General features: G+C 39.3%; 15 protein-coding genes. 13 read left to right on the plus strand and 2 right to left on the minus strand.

The features are described from left to right. Positions 1-49: 49 nt before the first annotated feature. The 10 genes from gyrA (at position 50) to AOR04_RS08500 (ending at position 11,002) form a co-directional block, all read left to right on the plus strand. The gene (gene gyrA, locus AOR04_RS08455) at positions 50-2,749 is read left to right on the plus strand and encodes a DNA gyrase subunit A (protein ID WP_007376601.1); all 2,700 of its coding nucleotides are present in this window, start codon (positions 50-52) and stop codon (positions 2,747-2,749) included. A 158-nt stretch (positions 2,750-2,907) separates the two neighbouring features. Continuing rightward, positions 2,908-3,990 carry a 3-phosphoserine/phosphohydroxythreonine transaminase gene (serC, locus tag AOR04_RS08460; protein ID WP_096793040.1) on the plus strand — a complete coding sequence of 361 codons (1,083 nt, stop codon included), beginning with the start codon at positions 2,908-2,910 and terminating at the stop codon, positions 3,988-3,990. Further along, positions 3,990-5,267, plus strand: coding sequence for a 3-phosphoshikimate 1-carboxyvinyltransferase (gene aroA, locus AOR04_RS08465; protein WP_096793041.1), 1,278 nt, complete (start codon positions 3,990-3,992; stop codon positions 5,265-5,267). The genes serC and aroA overlap by 1 nt, the downstream gene beginning before the upstream one ends. Before the next feature lie 106 nt (positions 5,268-5,373). Then, the gene (cmk, locus tag AOR04_RS08470; RefSeq protein WP_007376598.1) at positions 5,374-6,084 is read left to right on the plus strand and encodes a (d)CMP kinase; all 711 of its coding nucleotides are present in this window, start codon (positions 5,374-5,376) and stop codon (positions 6,082-6,084) included. Positions 6,085-6,179: 95 nt separating this feature from the next. After that, the gene (gene rpsA, locus AOR04_RS08475) at positions 6,180-7,847 is read left to right on the plus strand and encodes a 30S ribosomal protein S1 (protein WP_002961176.1); all 1,668 of its coding nucleotides are present in this window, start codon (positions 6,180-6,182) and stop codon (positions 7,845-7,847) included. Positions 7,848-7,913: 66 nt separating this feature from the next. Next, positions 7,914-8,201, plus strand: coding sequence for an integration host factor subunit beta (ihfB, locus tag AOR04_RS08480; protein ID WP_007376597.1), 288 nt, complete (start codon positions 7,914-7,916; stop codon positions 8,199-8,201). A 21-nt stretch (positions 8,202-8,222) separates the two neighbouring features. Beyond that, entirely contained in the window at positions 8,223-8,504 is a 282-nt protein-coding gene (locus tag AOR04_RS08485) for a lipopolysaccharide assembly protein LapA domain-containing protein (RefSeq protein ID WP_007376596.1), read from the plus strand. A gap of 2 nt (positions 8,505-8,506) precedes the next feature. Beyond that, complete coding sequence (gene lapB, locus AOR04_RS08490) at positions 8,507-9,643, plus strand: lipopolysaccharide assembly protein LapB (RefSeq protein WP_007376595.1); 1,137 nt, start codon at positions 8,507-8,509, stop codon at positions 9,641-9,643. 187 nt (positions 9,644-9,830) lie between these two features. Continuing rightward, a complete protein-coding gene (gene pyrF / locus AOR04_RS08495; RefSeq protein ID WP_008139217.1) occupies positions 9,831-10,535 on the plus strand; it encodes an orotidine-5'-phosphate decarboxylase in 705 nt (234 codons plus the stop codon). A gap of 92 nt (positions 10,536-10,627) precedes the next feature. Beyond that, positions 10,628-11,002 carry a hypothetical protein gene (locus AOR04_RS08500; protein WP_096793042.1) on the plus strand — a complete coding sequence of 125 codons (375 nt, stop codon included), beginning with the start codon at positions 10,628-10,630 and terminating at the stop codon, positions 11,000-11,002. Positions 11,003-11,109: 107 nt separating this feature from the next. Here the strand turns inward: AOR04_RS08500 and AOR04_RS08505 are convergent, their stop codons facing one another. Together AOR04_RS08505 and AOR04_RS08510 are read right to left on the minus strand one after the other, a co-directional pair. Further along, on the minus strand, positions 11,110-11,940 hold the full coding sequence (locus AOR04_RS08505) for a CvfB family protein (protein WP_007376592.1): 831 nt from the start codon (positions 11,938-11,940) through the stop codon (positions 11,110-11,112). Positions 11,941-11,942: 2 nt separating this feature from the next. Further along, positions 11,943-13,271, minus strand: coding sequence for a DEAD/DEAH box helicase (locus AOR04_RS08510; RefSeq protein ID WP_008139225.1), 1,329 nt, complete (start codon positions 13,269-13,271; stop codon positions 11,943-11,945). 208 nt (positions 13,272-13,479) lie between these two features. On the opposite strand from AOR04_RS08510, the gene trhO reads away from it, so the two are divergent. The 3 genes from trhO (at position 13,480) to AOR04_RS08525 (ending at position 17,245) form a co-directional block, all read left to right on the plus strand. After that, entirely contained in the window at positions 13,480-14,487 is a 1,008-nt protein-coding gene (trhO, locus tag AOR04_RS08515; protein ID WP_002961191.1) for an oxygen-dependent tRNA uridine(34) hydroxylase TrhO, read from the plus strand. A 148-nt stretch (positions 14,488-14,635) separates the two neighbouring features. Further along, on the plus strand, positions 14,636-16,531 hold the full coding sequence (locus AOR04_RS08520; protein WP_096793043.1) for a DUF294 nucleotidyltransferase-like domain-containing protein: 1,896 nt from the start codon (positions 14,636-14,638) through the stop codon (positions 16,529-16,531). Between the two features lie 3 nt (positions 16,532-16,534). Then, entirely contained in the window at positions 16,535-17,245 is a 711-nt protein-coding gene (locus tag AOR04_RS08525; RefSeq protein ID WP_024595068.1) for a 3'-5' exonuclease, read from the plus strand. Positions 17,246-17,253: the final 8 nt, after the last annotated feature.

Here is a 17,253-nt window from a genome sequence, read left to right on the forward strand (position 1 = left end):
CCCCAATACCGGGTCGTTGAGAGCTGATACTGAAGGAATGTGATATCAAATGACTGATCTCGCCAATGAAATTCTGCCAGTCAATATTGAAGACGAGTTAAAAAACTCCTACTTAGATTACGCGATGAGCGTAATTGTAGGACGTGCATTACCAGACGTACGTGACGGCTTAAAACCTGTTCATCGCCGCGTTTTGTTTGCAATGAACGAGCTTAGTAATGACTGGAACAAGCCTTACAAAAAATCGGCCCGTGTGGTCGGTGACGTAATCGGTAAATACCACCCACACGGCGACAGTGCAGTTTATGACACGATAGTTCGTATGGCTCAGCCATTCTCACTACGTTATATGCTTGTAGATGGCCAAGGTAACTTCGGTTCGGTTGATGGCGATTCAGCTGCGGCAATGCGTTATACAGAAGTACGTATGGCAAAAATGTCGCATGAGCTATTAGCTGATCTTGAAAAAGAAACGGTTGATTTCGTTCCTAACTACGACGGCACAGAACAAATCCCTGACGTTTTACCAACAAAGGTCCCTAACTTATTAGTTAACGGATCATCAGGTATTGCGGTAGGTATGGCTACAAATATCCCACCACATAACTTAACAGAAGTTATTAATGGTTGTTTAGCGCTTATAATCAATCCTGAATTAACTATAACTGAGTTAATGGATTATATTCCGGGCCCAGATTTTCCAACCGCTGCAATTATCAACGGTAAGAAAGGTATTGAACAAGCATACCAAACTGGCCGTGGTAAAGTGTACATGCGTGCACGTGCTGAGATTGAAACGGATGAAAAAACAGGCCGTGAAACAATTATCGTTCACGAAATTCCTTATCAAGTTAACAAAGCACGCTTAATTGAAAAAATTGCTGAGCTTGTTAAAGATAAAAAAATTGAAGGCATTAGTGCACTACGTGATGAATCAGACAAAGACGGTATGCGTATCGTTATTGAGATCAAACGTGGTGACGTAGGCGAGGTTATTTTAAACAACTTGTATGCGCAGACTCAGTTACAAACTGTGTTTGGTATGAATATGGTTGCGTTAATTAACAACCAGCCTAAGTGTTTCAACTTAAAAGAAATGCTAGAAGAGTTTATTATTCACCGTCGTGAAGTAGTAACTCGTCGTACAGTATTTGATTTACGCAAAGCCCGCGATCGTGCACATATGCTAGAGGGTTTAGCTATTGCGCTTGCAAACATTGACCCTATTATCGAACTTATTCGTAAATCCCCTACACCTGCTGAAGCTAAAGTTGCTTTAACGGCACGTTCGTGGGAATTAGGTAATGTAAAATCAATGCTTGAAAAAGCAGGCGAAGATAATGTTGCACGTCCAGATTGGCTAGCTGCTGATTTAGGTATTCGCGACGGTCAGTATTTTATTTCAGAGCAACAAGCCCAAGCAATCCTAGATTTACGCTTACACAAGCTAACAGGTCTTGAGCATGAAAAAATCCTGAGTGAATATCAAACACTATTAGATTTAATTGCTGAGCTTTTACATATTTTGGCAACGCCAGAGCGTTTAATGGAAGTTATTCGTGATGAGTTAGTTGAAATTAAAGCACAATACGGCGATGAACGTCGTACTGAAATTAATGCAGCGGCTCACGATATTAGCTTAGAAGATTTAATTACCGAAGAAGACGTTGTAGTAACGCTTTCTCACGAAGGTTATGTGAAATATCAGGCATTGTCTGATTACGAAGCACAACGCCGTGGTGGTAAAGGTAAATCAGCAACGAAGATGAAAGATGAAGATTTCATTGAACGTCTACTCGTTGCAAATACGCACGATACTATTTTATGTTTCTCTACGGCCGGGCGTTTATATTGGCTTAAAGTATATCAGTTACCACTGGCAAGTCGTGCAGCGCGCGGTAAGCCAATTGTTAACTTGTTACCACTTGAAGCTGATGAACGAATTACTGCTATATTGCCAGTACGCGAGTACGCAGAAGATAAATACATCTTTATGGCAACAGCATTTGGTACAGTTAAGAAAACACCATTAACGGCTTACAGTCGTCAACGTGCAAGCGGTATTATTGCTGTTAACTTAAATGAAGGCGATAGCCTGATTGGGGTTGATATTACCGATGGTAGCAACGAAATTATGTTGTTCACTGATGCAGGTAAAGTTGTACGTTTTAAAGAAGCTGAAGAAACAACGGTTGTTGATGAAAACGGTAATCCTGTATTAGACGAAGAAGGTAACCCTGAGATTCGTTTCAAAGGTGTTCGCCCTATGGGTCGTACTGCTACAGGTGTTCGTGGTATTAAAATGCCAGATGAGCAACGCGTAGTATCGCTAATTGTACCAAAAACTGACGGTGCTATTCTGACGGTAACTGAAAACGGTTACGGTAAGCGTACGCAACTTGAAGATTACCCATCGAAGAGTCGTGCAACACAGGGTGTTGTATCAATTAAGGTGAGTGAACGTAACGGTGCTGTTGTTGGTGCTGTGCAAGTTGACGACAACGATGAAATAATGATTATTTCAAATCGTGGTACCTTAGTACGAACTCGTGTTAATGAAGTTTCTACGGTTGGACGTAACACTCAAGGTGTTATTTTGATCAGAACTATTGACGAAGAGCAAGTAGTTGGTTTACAACGTATAGAAGAAATTGAAGTTACTCAAAGTGACTTGATTGATATTGAAGACGTTGAAACTGTAGATACGGTTATTGATGAAGTAGCGGATGATAATCCTCCTTCAGAATAATTGATATTGAAAAAGCGGCCTTGGCCGCTTTTTTTAATGTTGTTGAAAAAAATTAATAGAGTGTGAAATTATATTCATTCATTAAAATCGTAAGGTTGAGTGGATGGGGATTATACGTTCATGCTTAGTAGTTAAATTACTGGAATGAGGCAAAGGTAATGAGTAAATATAATTTTTGTGCGGGACCGGCTATGCTTCCGCAAGCGGTTATGAAAAAAGCGCAAAAAGAGTTTCTAGATTGGCAAGACTTGGGTGTTTCTGTAATGGAAATGAGCCATCGCAGCAAAGAGTTTTTAGCATTAACTGCAAAGTGTGAAGCGAGTCTTCGCCGCTTAATGAATATCAGTGATGAATTTGAAGTGTTGTTTATGCACGGTGGCGGTCGTGGCCAATTTAGTGCTGTTCCTTTAAATTTGCACCAAGAAGGCAAAACAGCGTTTTATTGCGAAAATGGCGTATGGTCGAAAAGCGCCAGAGATGAAGCTAATAAGTTCACTCAAACGTCTTTTACGGATGTACGTAACGATGCTGATGGTGAATTTTCAATTAAAGACGTTGCTGACTGGGAATTACCAGAAGATGCGGCGTACATTCATTATTGCCCTAACGAAACGGTAGATGGACTCGAGATTTTTGATGTACCGAGTCACCCAACTGCGCCGATTGTTGCTGATATGTCATCGACTATTTTGTCTCGCGAAATAGACGTGAACAAATTTGATTTAATTTACGCTGGTGCGCAAAAAAATATCGGTCCATCGGGTATTTCAATCGTTATTGTTCGTAAAACACTACTTGAGCGTGAAGGGTTAGCAAAGCCTGGTATTTTAGATTACGCCCTTGAAGCAAAACAGGGCAGCATGTTTAACACGCCACCTACTTTTGCATGGTATTTAGCTGCTGAAGTCTTCGAATGGTTAGAGAGAAATGGCGGCGTAAAAGCCATGGAAACACAAAATATTGCAAAAGCTGAGCTACTGTATAATTTTATTGATAATTCTGACTTTTACTCAAATATAGTCGCTAAGCATTGTCGTTCACGTATGAATGTTCCTTTTTGGCTAAACGATGAAAGCTTAAATGATCAGTTTGTAACTCAATCCAATGATGCGGGTTTACTTGCACTTGAAGGGCACCGAATTGTAGGCGGTATGCGTGCGAGTATTTATAACGCCATGCCACTTGAAGGTGTTCAAGCCCTAGTAGACTTTATGGCTGGCTTTGCTAAGGAGCACAGTTAATGGAACAGCTTCGTTTAGAACCAATTACAAAAGTAAATGGCACGGTAACCCTACCAGGCTCAAAGAGCTTATCGAATAGGATTTTGCTCTTAGCAGCACTGGCAAGCGGTACCACCGTTGTTGAAAATTTGCTTGATAGCGATGATATACGCCATATGTTAGGTGCCTTAAAATTATTAGGTGTGCATGTAACTTTAAATGATGAGCGAACAGTCGCGACAGTAAACGGCGTTGGTGGCGTATTTAAAACGCCTAGCGAGCCATTGTTTTTAGGGAATGCCGGCACTGCTTACAGACCTTTAACGGCTGTACTTGCTGCTGTTACTGGTGAGTATGAGTTAATAGGCGAGCCGCGCATGGAAGAGCGTCCAATAGGGCATTTAGTTGATGCTCTTCAAGCATTGGGTGGTGATGTTACTTATACTAAACACAAAGACTATCCACCACTTAAGATTATGGGTGGGCAAATTAAGGGCGGCTCAGTTGAAATTGACGGTAGTATTTCAAGTCAATTTTTAACTGCATTACTAATGGCTGCACCTTTGTTTAGTGGTGATACAAATATAACCATTAAAGGTACCTTGGTTTCTAAACCATATATTGATATTACGCTTGATGTAATGGCACGTTTTGGTGTTAATGTTGAACACAGTAATTATGCAACTTTTAAAGTTAAAGGTGGTCAACAGTATCAATCACTCGATCGAATTATGGTTGAAGGGGATGCGTCTTCTGCTTCTTACTTTGTTGCTGCAGCTGCGATAGCGGGTGGTGAAATTGAGATTAAAGGTGTAGGTGCTAAATCGGTTCAAGGTGATATAGGCTTTGCCAAAGTAATGGAGCAAGTAGGCGCGAAAATCGATTGGTATGATGAGCGTTTAGTTGTTCGCAAAGGCGAATTAAAAGGCGTAGATATTGACGCTAATGCAATTCCTGATGCAGCTATGACACTCGCAACAGTTGCTCTTTTTGCTAAAGGTCCAACTGCCATTCGTAACATTTATAACTGGCGAGTAAAAGAAACAGACCGTTTATATGCAATGGCAACTGAGCTTAGAAAAGTAGGTGCAAAAGTTGTAGAAGGGCATGATTTTATAGAAATTACACCACCTGAACATTTCAATGATGTAGCAATAGATACCTACGACGATCACCGTATAGCCATGTGCTTTGCCATGGTTGCGGTTGGCGGGAAACCTATAACGATTAATGATCCAAAGTGTACTTATAAGACATTCCCTACATTTTTCAATGTTTTAGCGTCAGTCAGTGAATAGGGCTTTTATAACTAATTATAAAAAGTTACACACTAATAGCAGATATATTTTTATAACTGGCGTATAATATGGCGGTTTATTTAGGTGTGCATTGCAGGAGGTTTAAATGCAGGCGTTATTAATGCCCGTGATCACCGTTGATGGCCCAAGTGGTTCAGGTAAAGGAACTGTTTGTCGCTTGTTAGCCGACAAGTTAGGGTGGGATGTATTAGATAGCGGTGCGATTTATCGCGTTTTATCTTTAGCTGCACTTCATCACCAAATTGCATTAGACAATGAAGAAGGGCTTGTCCCTCTTGCTGCAAATTTAGATGTGCAGTTTTTGGTAGATAGCCAAACTAATGCAGGAAAAGTTATTTTAGAAGGCGAAGATGTAACGACTACTATTCGTAATGAAGAAGTAGGCGCTGCGGCATCAAAGGTTGCAGCATTACCTCGCGTTCGTGAAGCATTATTACGTCGCCAGCGAGCGTTTCGTACTGAAAGTGGCTTAATTGCCGATGGTCGCGATATGGGGACTGTGGTTTTTCAAGATGCGCCGTTAAAAATTTATTTAACAGCAAGTGCAGAAGAGCGTGCTCGTAGGCGTTTTGTTGAGTTGAATACGCGCGGCCTTGATGTTACACTGAGTGGTCTATTACAGGACATTCAAGCTCGTGACGAGCGCGATATGAATCGTGCCGTTGCTCCGCTTGTGCCGGCAGACGATGCTATTGAACTCGATACTAGCGAACTCAATGCTCAGCAAGTGTTTGATAAAGTTATGACTTTATTAGATGTTGCAATATCTGAAGGTAAGCTTCCTAAACGAAGCTAAACACATTTTATGCACCAGCAGGATGCCAGTGCTATTTTAACAACCCCATGCAGCATGGTTGCTTATTGGTATTAATATATGAGACGTATATTCGTATGTCAGAAAATTTTGCGCAGTTATTTGAAGAAAGCTTAAAGGGTTTTGAAGCAGAGCAAGGCTCTATTGTTAAAGGTACAGTAATCTCTATCGAGAATAACATTGTACTTGTAGATGCTGGTCTTAAATCAGAAAGTGCTATCCCTGCAGAGCAGTTCAAAAATGCTGCTGGTGAACTTGAAGTTGCTGTTGGCGACGAAGTAGATGTTGCACTAGATGCAATTGAAGACGGTTTCGGTGAAACTATCCTTTCTCGTGAGAAAGCGAAGCGTCACGAAGCGTGGATCCGTCTTGAGAAAGCATGTGAAGAGCAAGAAACTGTTACTGGTGTTATCAACGGTAAAGTTAAAGGCGGTTTCACAGTTGAAGTTGATTCAATCCGTGCTTTCCTACCTGGTTCACTTGTTGATGTTCGTCCAGTACGTGACACAACTCACCTTGAAGGCAAAGAGCTTGAATTTAAAGTAATCAAGCTTGATCAAAAACGTAACAACGTTGTTGTTTCACGTCGTGCAGTTATCGAATCTGAAAACTCACAAGAACGTGAAGAGCTTCTTGCTAACCTTGTTGAAGGTCAAGAAGTTAAAGGTATCGTTAAGAACCTTACTGACTACGGTGCATTCGTTGACCTTGGTGGTGTTGATGGTCTACTACACATTACTGATATGGCTTGGAAGCGTGTTAAACACCCTTCAGAAATCGTTAATGTTGGCGACGAAATCGCAGTTAAAGTTCTAAAATTCGACAAAGATAAAACTCGTGTATCTCTAGGCCTTAAACAGCTTGGTGAAGATCCATGGGCAGCTATCGCTGGTCGTTACCCAGAAGGTTCTAAACTTTCTGGTCGTGTTACTAACCTTACAGATTACGGCTGTTTCGTGGAAATCGAAGAAGGCGTTGAAGGTTTAGTACACGTTTCTGAAATGGATTGGACTAACAAGAACATCCATCCTTCAAAAGTTGTAAGCCTTGGCGACACTGTTGAAGTTATGGTTTTAGAAATTGACGAAGAACGTCGTCGTATTTCTCTTGGTCTTAAGCAATGTATTGCTAATCCTTGGCAGGAATTTGCTCGTCTACAGAACAAAGGCGATCAAGTTACTGGTAAGATCAAATCAATCACTGACTTCGGTATCTTTATCGGCCTTGACGGTGGTATTGACGGTCTTGTACACCTTTCAGATATTTCTTGGAATACACCTGGCGAAGAAGCTGTACGTGAATTCAAGAAAGGCGACGAAATCACTGCAATCGTATTGCAAGTTGACCCTGAGCGTGAACGTATCTCTCTAGGTGTTAAGCAAATCGAAGCTGACCCATTCAATAACTACCTTGATGCAAACAAAAAAGGTGCTATTGTTAAAGGTAAAGTGACTGAAGTTGATGCGAAAGGCGCAACTGTTGAACTTATCGAAGGCGTTGAAGGTTACATCCGTGTAGCTGATATCGCTCAAGAACGCGTTGAAGATGCAACTACTGTTGTTTCTGTAGGCGACGAAATTGAAGTTAAATACGTTGGTGTTGATCGTAAGAACCGCACTTTAAGCTTATCTGTAAAAGCTCTTTTCGAAGCAGAAGAGAAAGAAGTACTAGAGAAGCTTAAGAAAGAAGAGCCAGTGTTTGAAAACGCAATGGCAGCTGCTTTCGCAAATGCACAAAAAGACTAATATATAATTAGTTTTAGTTGGAAGGGCATTTTTTGCCCTTCCTATATTTCTTTTTAAGGAAACGATATGACTAAGTCAGAATTGATAGAAACACTTGCTGAACAACACGCACACGTTCCAGTGAAAGATGTTGAGAATGCTGTAAAAGAAATTCTTGAACAAATGGCCGGCTCATTATCTACTTCAGATCGTATTGAGATCAGAGGTTTTGGTAGTTTCTCTTTGCATTTCCGTGCTCCTCGCACAGGTCGTAACCCTAAGACTGGCGATACAGTTGAGCTTGACGGAAAGCATGTACCTCATTTTAAACCGGGTAAAGAATTACGCGACCGCGTGAATGAAAGTATTGCCTAGTTAACTTAGTGGAGTAGTTACTTGTTTAAGGTCTTAAAAATTATTCTGGTTGCGCTATGCCTAATTAGCGCATTTGTATTGGGTTCTCAAAATCCACAATTAGTACAAATTAATTATATTATTGCCAGTAATACATTACCTTTAGCTGTAATAATAAGTATTTGCTTTTTACTGGGTGTTTTGATCGGTTTTTTTATTAGCTTTAAATTATTTTCACAATTGAAGTGGCAAAACTATCGGTTGAAAAAGTTATTAGTACCTGAAGAAGATAAAAAAAAGCTTGCTGCTAATAAAGACATTTAATTATGATTGAGCTTTTGTTTTTATTACTCCCTGTTGCAGCCGGTTACGGTTGGATTATGGGGAAAAACAGTGCTAAAAACCAAGCTCACTTACTTAATCGTCAGATTACCTCTGAATACAGTAAAGGCTTAAAGTTTTTACTTGATAGAGAAGAAGACCAGGGCTTAGAGCATTTAATTAACTTGCTTGAAGTTTCGGCTGATTCAGTCGAGCACTATTCTACACTTGCCACTATGTTTCGCCGTCGAGGTGAACTAGACCGCGCAATAAAAATCCATGAACTACTTTTAAAACACCCAAGCTTAAATGAACAACAAGCTGCAACAAGCCGTTTAGAACTTGCTGAAGACTATATTATGGCTGGTTTACTTGATGGTGCTGAAGAACATTTAGTCTGGCTAGTTAAAGCAGGGCATGTTGAAGCGCTCGAACCTATTATAACTTTGTATTCGCAAACTCGCGAATGGGAAAAAGGTATTAATATGTTTGAAGCCCATAGCGAGTTATTTTCTAAAGAACAGCAATTCAAAGCTATTGCTAATTTTTATTGCGAATCTGCTCTGAGTGATGATAATCCACAATTAATGAGAAAAGCAATTAGCTTAAATTATAAAGCAGTGCGTCCTCTGTACGAATTAGGTTTATTGGCTTATATAAAAGAAGACTACGTTAAAGCAATTTATTACTGGCGTGAACTTGTTACTCAATTTACTTTGTTTGCTCCGCTATTTATTGATCAGCTCGCACATAGTTATAAACAATTAAATTTAACGCATCAATTTCATGAGCTAGTAGGTGACTTGTTAGAAAAGGGCGGTGTATTAATAAAAATAAAACACTGCCAAGCTTTGCTAGAACAAGGGCATACAAAACAAGCTTTTGATTTTTTAACTGATAGTTTAAAACGTCAACCTACTATTCGTGGTTTTAGTTTTTTACTGCAATTGATGGGTGATCAAAACAAAAACACAAAAGAAGTACTGAATCAAATTGATAAATTGGTTACTTCTTACATAGCGACTAAACCTGACTTTCAATGTCAGCACTGTGGCTTTACTAGCTACACGATTTATTGGAATTGCCCTTCTTGTAAACATTGGGAAACTATTGTTCCAAGCAGAGGATTAGACGGATTTTAATAACCCCTTTAATAATACTGGATTTAAAGATGATCATTTTAGCAAATTAAACTGAGTGTTTACTTAGTTGAAATTTTTGTAAAACACAGTCTATATAAATTTCATTTATCAACACTTAAAATCACCTGCTGAAGATATCGCATTAGATCTATTTATAGTTACTTTATAGCCATACATTAGGATAGTTATGTCTTTTGAACACTCAAAAAAAATTCTTATAGCATTAGATTACGACGATCAACAAATAGCTCTAGACTTTGTTAAGCAACTTTCACCAGAGACATGTCGCCTTAAAGTTGGCAAAGAGATGTTTACTTATTTTGGTCCTACTTTTGTTAAAGAACTAATTGATTTAGGCTTTGATGTTTTCCTAGACTTAAAGTTTCATGACATTCCTAATACAGTTGCAAAGGCTGTGACTGCAGCTGCAAAAATGGGAGTATGGATGGTTAATGTACATGCATCTGGTGGCTTTGAAATGATGAATAAAGCTAAAATGGCCCTAGAAAAATTTGGTGATAAAGCACCTTTGCTAATTGCTGTGACTGTTTTAACAAGCATGGATGAAAAAGAGCTTGAGCGTTTAGGTATTGATAAGCCGGCGAAAGAGCAAGTTATCTATTTAGCTAAACTTGCTCAAGAGGCTGGACTTGACGGTGTTGTATGTTCAGCGCAAGAAGCTGAGGTACTTAAATCCGAGCTGGGGGAAAGCTTTAAACTTATCACTCCAGGTATTCGTCCAGAAGGGAGTGCAGCAGGCGATCAAAAGCGTATCATGACACCTAAGCAAGCCATTGATGCTGGTAGTGATTATTTAGTGATTGGACGGCCTATAACGCAATCTGAAAACCCTTTGAGAGTATTAACTGATATTAACAAGTCCATTGCTTAATTCAATAAAAAGTAGTTGTTAAGTGCTATGCCCTTACTTAATTGGTATATTATGCTACATTAATAGTATCAAAATTCAGTAGGGGATCTATTTTGAAGTCGTTTTTTGGTTTGGTTTTCATTATTATTGCGGGTTTTTTAGTTAACAAGTATGTTCTTTCAAGTAAAGCTTATGATGGCGTGACAAAGGTTACAGATATTATTTCTAGCTACCCTATTAACGTATATGATTTTAAAAAGACGATGGCTGATTACGCTTATCATTTATGTTATAAAAATGAAGGCGTCTTAAGTAACCATAATATTAGTATAAGTGAATGTGTTGATAATCACGATGAGCGAAAACAAGACTGTGACAAAAAGGTATTTCGTTTAGCACCACTTAATCTAGAAACTAAAGAAGATGCGCTTGATTATTCCAGGCAATATACGCAATGCACTTTACCTTATAAGTATATTTTAGGTTGATACACTTTCATTAATATTTTAGGTTTAATAAACGATAAAAACCTTATTTTCAAATCAACTAATCTAAAAAATTAAAGCGTTTAGTAAGTATACTAAACGCATTTTTGTTACTTCAAACGGATTGATTTTGCTTCAATATCTATTAACTCTTGTTTAAATAAGCCACCAATTGCTTTTTTATAATTAGCCTTACTGGTAGAAAACATCTTTTTTATTGCTTCAGGATCAGACTTATCACCAAGTGGAATAACACCGCCTTCGTTTTTAAGTTTTTGCATAATAGTTTCACCAAGGTCACTTACTTTTCCCATACCTGGCTTTTCTAGTACAACATCAATTTTTCCGTCGTCACGTACTTTTTGAATATAGCCTTTAAGCTTTTGACCCACAAATAAGCTTTTAAATACCATATTGTAAAAAACAACACCGAAGTGCGATTCTTCAATTAATACTTTGTAGCCAATATCTGTTTTTCCAGCAACAATTAAATCCACTTCTTGTAAGTGAGTATATTGCGGCTCATCTTTTGACAGGAAACGATTAAAGTTGTTTGAGGCACAAATACGTTGGCTTGCATTATCAAGGTACAGACGTACTAAATAAGAATGGCCTTCTTGCATGCGTGGTTTTTGTTCATTAAAAGGTGCAAGCACATCTTTCTCAAGCCCCCAATCTAAAAACGCCCCAATACTATTTATTTCTTTAACGCGCAGTAGGGCATACTCGCCAACTTGAGCATGTGGTTTCTTTATTGTTGCTGTGGCCAAATTAGCATTGTCTAAAAAGATAAATACACTAATACTATCGCCCGCTTCAAGCTCATGTTTTATTTCTTGTTTTGGTAAAAATACTTCACCTAAATCATGGCCGTCTAAGTAAGCACCTTCGTTACTCACTTCTTTTACAAATAATGTTTGTGTGGTTCCTAGGTAACTCATAATTATTCCTGCTCAGGCTTTTTTTTACGGCGCATTGGTGTATCGCCATCAATGTTCATCGGTGCTTTAATTGGTGCTGTAGGCTTTTTAGGTTTAGCTTTGCGCTTAAATGCAGGCTTTTTAACAGCGGCGGCTTTTTCTTTAGATTTGTCCCACGCTGCCTCAGGTTTTTTCTCTTTTAAACCTTTAAACTTAGCTTTTAAGCTCTCTACGCTCGCAAATTTTAATTCGTCATTTAAAAATGCTTTAATAGCTAAATAACTTGCCCAATCTTTTGGGCCAACTAATGAGATTGCGTTACCTTTAAAGCCTGCTCGTCCTGTGCGACCTATGCGGTGTACATATTCTTCAGCGTGTTTTGGTAAATCAAAGTTAATAACATGCGTTACGCTTAGTAAATCTAAACCACGAGATGCAACGTCGGTGGTGATCAATATTTTAAAGTTTTCGCGACTAAACGAATCCATGATATCTAAACGTTTACTTTGCGTTAAATCACCAGCAAGCGCTACAGATTTGAAGCCTTTAGCATTAAGCGCTTCACTCAAACGGCTCGTGTCAGAACGCGTTGCTGTGAAGATAATACATTGGCCAACATCATCTTGGTTTAAAAAGTGCTCTAATAGCGCTTCTTTATGATCAAGGTGATCGGCAAGGTATAACGTTTGTTTAATATCGCTATGTTGCTCATTTGCTGCACTTAGCGTAATTTGCTTTGGTTTTTTTAATAGGTTGCGTGATAGAGCATCTACTTGTGCATGGTCAAGTGTTGCAGAAAACAATAACGTTTGACGTAAACGGTGATTAGCTTGCTCGTTAATCATTTTTAACTGCTCAGTAAAACCTAAATCTAAAATACGATCGGCTTCATCAAAAATAAGCAGTTCTAGTCCGCTCAATTGTAATGAGCGTTTTGTAATGTGATCAGCTAAACGCCCAGGTGTAGCAACTACGAATTGTGGGTCGTTTCTAAGTGCTTTTATTTGGTCATTAAAGTTTTCGCCGCCAAGTATTTTAACTGCCTTAATAGCTGTGCCAGCAATTAATAAACGCAGCTGAGTAAATACTTGCGTAGCAAGCTCACGCGTAGGAGCAACAATAAGTACACGAGGATCGCGTTTGCTGAGTGCTTTTTGTTTCATAACCCTTTGTACAGCAGGTAATAAAAACGCCAAGGTTTTGCCCGACCCAGTTTTAGACTGAGCGAAAATGTCATGCCCTGCAAGTGCGGTAGGCACTGCATGCGCTTGAATATCGGTGGGCTGGGTGATCCCTTGATGTGCTAGTTGTGTTTCAAGGCGTGTATCAATCCCAAGATCAGTAAACTGCAATGTGTGTTTCTCCAAAATGAGCAAATTAACTCTATAAATTTATCAGCGCATTATAGCTTACACAGCTAGGTCGCTAACAGTAAAAACCAATCTATAGCGCTATTTTTTGCAATTAAACTAAAAAAGCGTAAAATACGCGCCCCATATGCGCCGGATTTACGATTCGGTAAACGCCAATATTGGCTAACAAGGCAAAATAGGAAATATAATGACTGTTGTTCATAAAGATAATGTAACGGGCGATCACTTTGTAGTATGTGCGCTGTATAAGTTTGTAGGTTTACCTGAATTTGAAGCTATCCGTAAGCCATTACTAGAAGTGATGGAAGCAAATGAAGTACGCGGTACTTTATTGCTCGCTGCCGAAGGTATAAACGGCACTGTTTCTGCAAAACGTGAAGGGATAGACAACTTATTAGCATGGTTAGATGAGCAACCAAATTTAAAAAACATCGTTACAAAAGAATCTTACGACGATGAATGTCCGTTTTACCGCACTAAAGTAAAACTAAAAAAAGAAATTGTAACGATGGGCGTTGAAGGCGTAGATCCGCTTAAAGTTGTGGGTAGCTATGTAAAGCCAAATGAGTGGAACGCACTTATATCTGACCCTGAAGTAATTTTAATTGATACACGTAATGATTACGAAATTGAAATTGGTACATTTCAAAATGCGGTTGATCCAAATACTAAAACCTTTCGCGAATTTCCACAGTGGGCTAAAGAAAACTTAGACCCTGAAAAACACAAAAAAGTGGCGATGTTTTGTACCGGCGGTATCCGCTGTGAAAAATCGACAGCCTACATGAAAGAGCAAGGTTTTGATGAAGTTTATCACCTTGAAGGCGGTATTTTAAAATACCTAGAAGAAGTGCCAAAAGAAGAAACCATGTGGGAAGGCGAGTGTTTTGTATTTGATAATCGCGTTGCGGTTGATCATGACCTACAAAAAGGCTCTTATGATCAATGCCACGCGTGTCGTATGCCAATTACAGAAGACGAAAAGTTAAAGCCTGAATACATGGAAGGCGTTTCTTGTCATCACTGTATTGAAGAAGTAACGGACGAACAACGCGCACGTTTTGCAGAGCGCCAAAAGCAAATAGAACTAGCACAAGCGCGCGGTGAGGGCCATATCGGTAATGAAGCACAAGCTGTTTTACAGCAACGTAAAGAAGCTAAAAAAGCCCAAAAAGACGCTCAGCGCGGTAAATAAATTTATACAATAAGTGTTACATTTAAAGAGTCTATTTAGGCTCTTTTTTTGTGCCCAAAGTTGTGCAGTAATTGTTTTCACACCCCGATGATAGTGTTAGTCTGCAAAATAGATTTAGTCATTTTAATGCGCATACAGGAAGGGATTTATGCAAGCCGAACAAGTTGAAATCGCACAATTTTTAGCACAACATCCTCCTTTTGATGACTTACCTCAAAAAGCGCTTAATGAGCTAGCTCAACAAGTAGAAGTGGCTTATTTCAGAGCTCAAACAGATATTTTGAGTTTTGGACAAGACATTTCTGATTTGTATGTAATTAGAAGTGGTTCTGTAGAAATGTATCGCCGAAATGGCGAACTGTACAATCGTTTGGCTACCGCAGGTATATTTGGTCAAATGGGTTTATTGATGAACCGTAAGGTACGTTTTCCTGCAACTGCTCTGGAAGATACGTTAGTATATTGCATAAATGTCGAGCTATTTAATCGTTACTGTGATGAGTTTGATGCGTTTGCTGATTACTTCGAAACAGACGGTAACGTGCGTTTGCATCAAGCTATTGTCGAGCAAGCCGATGGCAATGACCTGACAACCGCGAAGGTAAAATCATTAATTCACAGAGATGTAGTCACCGTAGATGCAACTTCTACAATACAAGATATCGCTAAATTAATGACCGAAGAGGCGGTATCGTCAGTGTTGGTAACCGATGTAAATAAACCCATAAATGATGATCCAGAAGAAGATGACGGACAAGTAGTTGGTATAATAACCGATAGGGATTTACGCACTAAAGTAGTGGCTAAAGGGCTTGCCTTTAACACGCAAGCAAAAGACATTATGTCCACTAATTTAGTACTTTTAGATGCTAATGACTATATTTTCGAAGCCGTATTGGCCATGCTTAGAGATAACTTACATCATTTGCCAGTAGTACAAAAAAGACGCCCAATAGGAGTTATCTCCCTCTCTGATATTTTGCGTTATGAATCGCAAAGCAGCTTATTACTTGTACGTGGCATACTGGCTCAACAAACAATAGAGGATTTGGCGCATTATGCACGCCAATTGCCCAATGTGTTTGTTCGTATGGTGAATGAAGATGCAAACTCACATATGGTTGGTACAGCCATGGCTGTTATAGGGCGTACATTTAAACAAAGACTACTTGTATTAGCAGAAGAAAAGTTTGGGCCACCTCCTGTGCCTTACTGTTTTATTGCTCTGGGCTCAATGGCTCGAGACGAGCAACTTATTGTAACCGATCAAGACAACGCGCTTATTTTAGATGACAGTTACGACGACGAGAAACATAACGCGTATTTTCAAAATATTGCCGATTTTGTGTGTGATGGTTTAGCGCAGTGTGGTTACACCTACTGTGATGGAGAAATTATGGCGTCGTTTAAAAAATGGCGTAAAACCCGCTCACAGTGGTTCGATCAATTTGCAGATTGGATAGCACAGCCAAAACCACAAGCACTGCTTAATAGTTCTATATTTTTTGACTTAGACGGTGTGTGGGGTAAAACCAAGTGGGCCGATGAGCTTAAAATATTTATAGCAAAACAAAGTAAAGTAAATCGCGTATTTTTAGCTAATATGGCAGCAAATGCTAGAAATAGAACACCTCCACTAGGTTTCTTTAAAGGCTTTGTTATGGAGCATAATGGCCAACATAAGCGTTCAATGAACTTAAAGCGAAGAGGGACTGCACCTCTTTCTGATGTTATTCGCGTGCACGCATTAGCTATTGGTTCGCGTAAACAAAATTCGTTTGAGCGGCTAGAAGATATTATTGAAGCGAAACTTTTACCACAGGGTAAAGCGCAAGATTTACGTGATGCACTTGAGTATATTGCCATGATGCGAATTCGCCATCAAGCGTGGCAAATAGAGAAGGGCGAAGAGCCCGATAACGACTTAGATCCACATTTACTTTCTCCGTTCGAGCAACGAAACTTAAAAGAGGCGTTCGCCATTTTAGAAAAAGCACAAAGCTATTTAAAATTTAGCTACACAGCAAACTCTGGTGTGAAGTAGCCTATGAATCCGCGTAATCATAAAGCAATTGATTGGCAAGCTAGGTATAACGAGCTTGCCAATAGCACCAAAAATAAACTCCTAAAACACTTTTATGCGGGTGCTTATAATCAAGACAAAGCTGCAATAAAAGACGTACCTTTTGTAGCAATGGATTTTGAAACAACAGGCTTAAATAGCCAAAACGACGATATAGTGAGTGTTGGTTTAGTGCCATTCAATTTAGAGCGCATTTATTGTAAGCACAGTCGGCATTGGGTTGTGCAGCCTAGGCGAAACCTTCATGAAGAGTCTATTTTAATACATGGAATAACGCACTCTGAGGTGGACGACGCCCCCGACTTTAATCAAATTATAGAGCCTTTACTTGAAGCGCTCAGTGGTAAAGTTGTCGTGGTGCATTATGCCGCAATAGAACGTCACTTTTTAAATAATGCGTTATTGTTAAGGCTTAAAGAAGGTATTGAGTTTGCACTTGTTGATACAATGGAAATAGAAAAAAGAGCACTAAAAGCAAGGCAGGGATTATTAGGGCGGTTGTTTAACACAAAATTAGGTTCTCTTAGACTAACAGATTGCCGTGCGCGTTATTCCCTACCAGCATATCAAAATCACAATGCGTTAACGGATGCACTTGCTACAGCAGAACTTTTACAAGCGCAGCTGAGTTATCATTATCGTGTAGATACTCCAATCTCAGAGCTGTGGCTCTAGCTTTTAAT

The organism is Pseudoalteromonas sp. 1_2015MBL_MicDiv (assembly GCF_002407505.1).
Lineage (GTDB): Bacteria > Pseudomonadota > Gammaproteobacteria > Enterobacterales > Alteromonadaceae > Pseudoalteromonas > Pseudoalteromonas fuliginea.

Bases quoted from the DNA above. Each gene is read 5' to 3' on its own strand.
- gyrA (WP_007376601.1), top strand. From the start codon at position 50: ATGACTGATCTCGCCAATGAAATTCTGCCAGTCAATATTGAAGACGAG.
- serC (WP_096793040.1), top strand. From the start codon at position 2,908: ATGAGTAAATATAATTTTTGTGCGGGACCGGCTATGCTTCCGCAAGCG.
- aroA (WP_096793041.1), top strand. From the start codon at position 3,990: ATGGAACAGCTTCGTTTAGAACCAATTACAAAAGTAAATGGCACGGTA.
- cmk (WP_007376598.1), top strand. From the start codon at position 5,374: ATGCAGGCGTTATTAATGCCCGTGATCACCGTTGATGGCCCAAGTGGT.
- rpsA (WP_002961176.1), top strand. From the start codon at position 6,180: ATGTCAGAAAATTTTGCGCAGTTATTTGAAGAAAGCTTAAAGGGTTTT.
- ihfB (WP_007376597.1), top strand. From the start codon at position 7,914: ATGACTAAGTCAGAATTGATAGAAACACTTGCTGAACAACACGCACAC.
- lapB (WP_007376595.1), top strand. From the start codon at position 8,507: ATGATTGAGCTTTTGTTTTTATTACTCCCTGTTGCAGCCGGTTACGGT.
- pyrF (WP_008139217.1), top strand. From the start codon at position 9,831: ATGTCTTTTGAACACTCAAAAAAAATTCTTATAGCATTAGATTACGAC.
- AOR04_RS08505 (WP_007376592.1), bottom strand. From the start codon at position 11,940: ATGAGTTACCTAGGAACCACACAAACATTATTTGTAAAAGAAGTGAGT.
- trhO (WP_002961191.1), top strand. From the start codon at position 13,480: ATGACTGTTGTTCATAAAGATAATGTAACGGGCGATCACTTTGTAGTA.
- AOR04_RS08520 (WP_096793043.1), top strand. From the start codon at position 14,636: ATGCAAGCCGAACAAGTTGAAATCGCACAATTTTTAGCACAACATCCT.
- AOR04_RS08525 (WP_024595068.1), top strand. From the start codon at position 16,535: ATGAATCCGCGTAATCATAAAGCAATTGATTGGCAAGCTAGGTATAAC.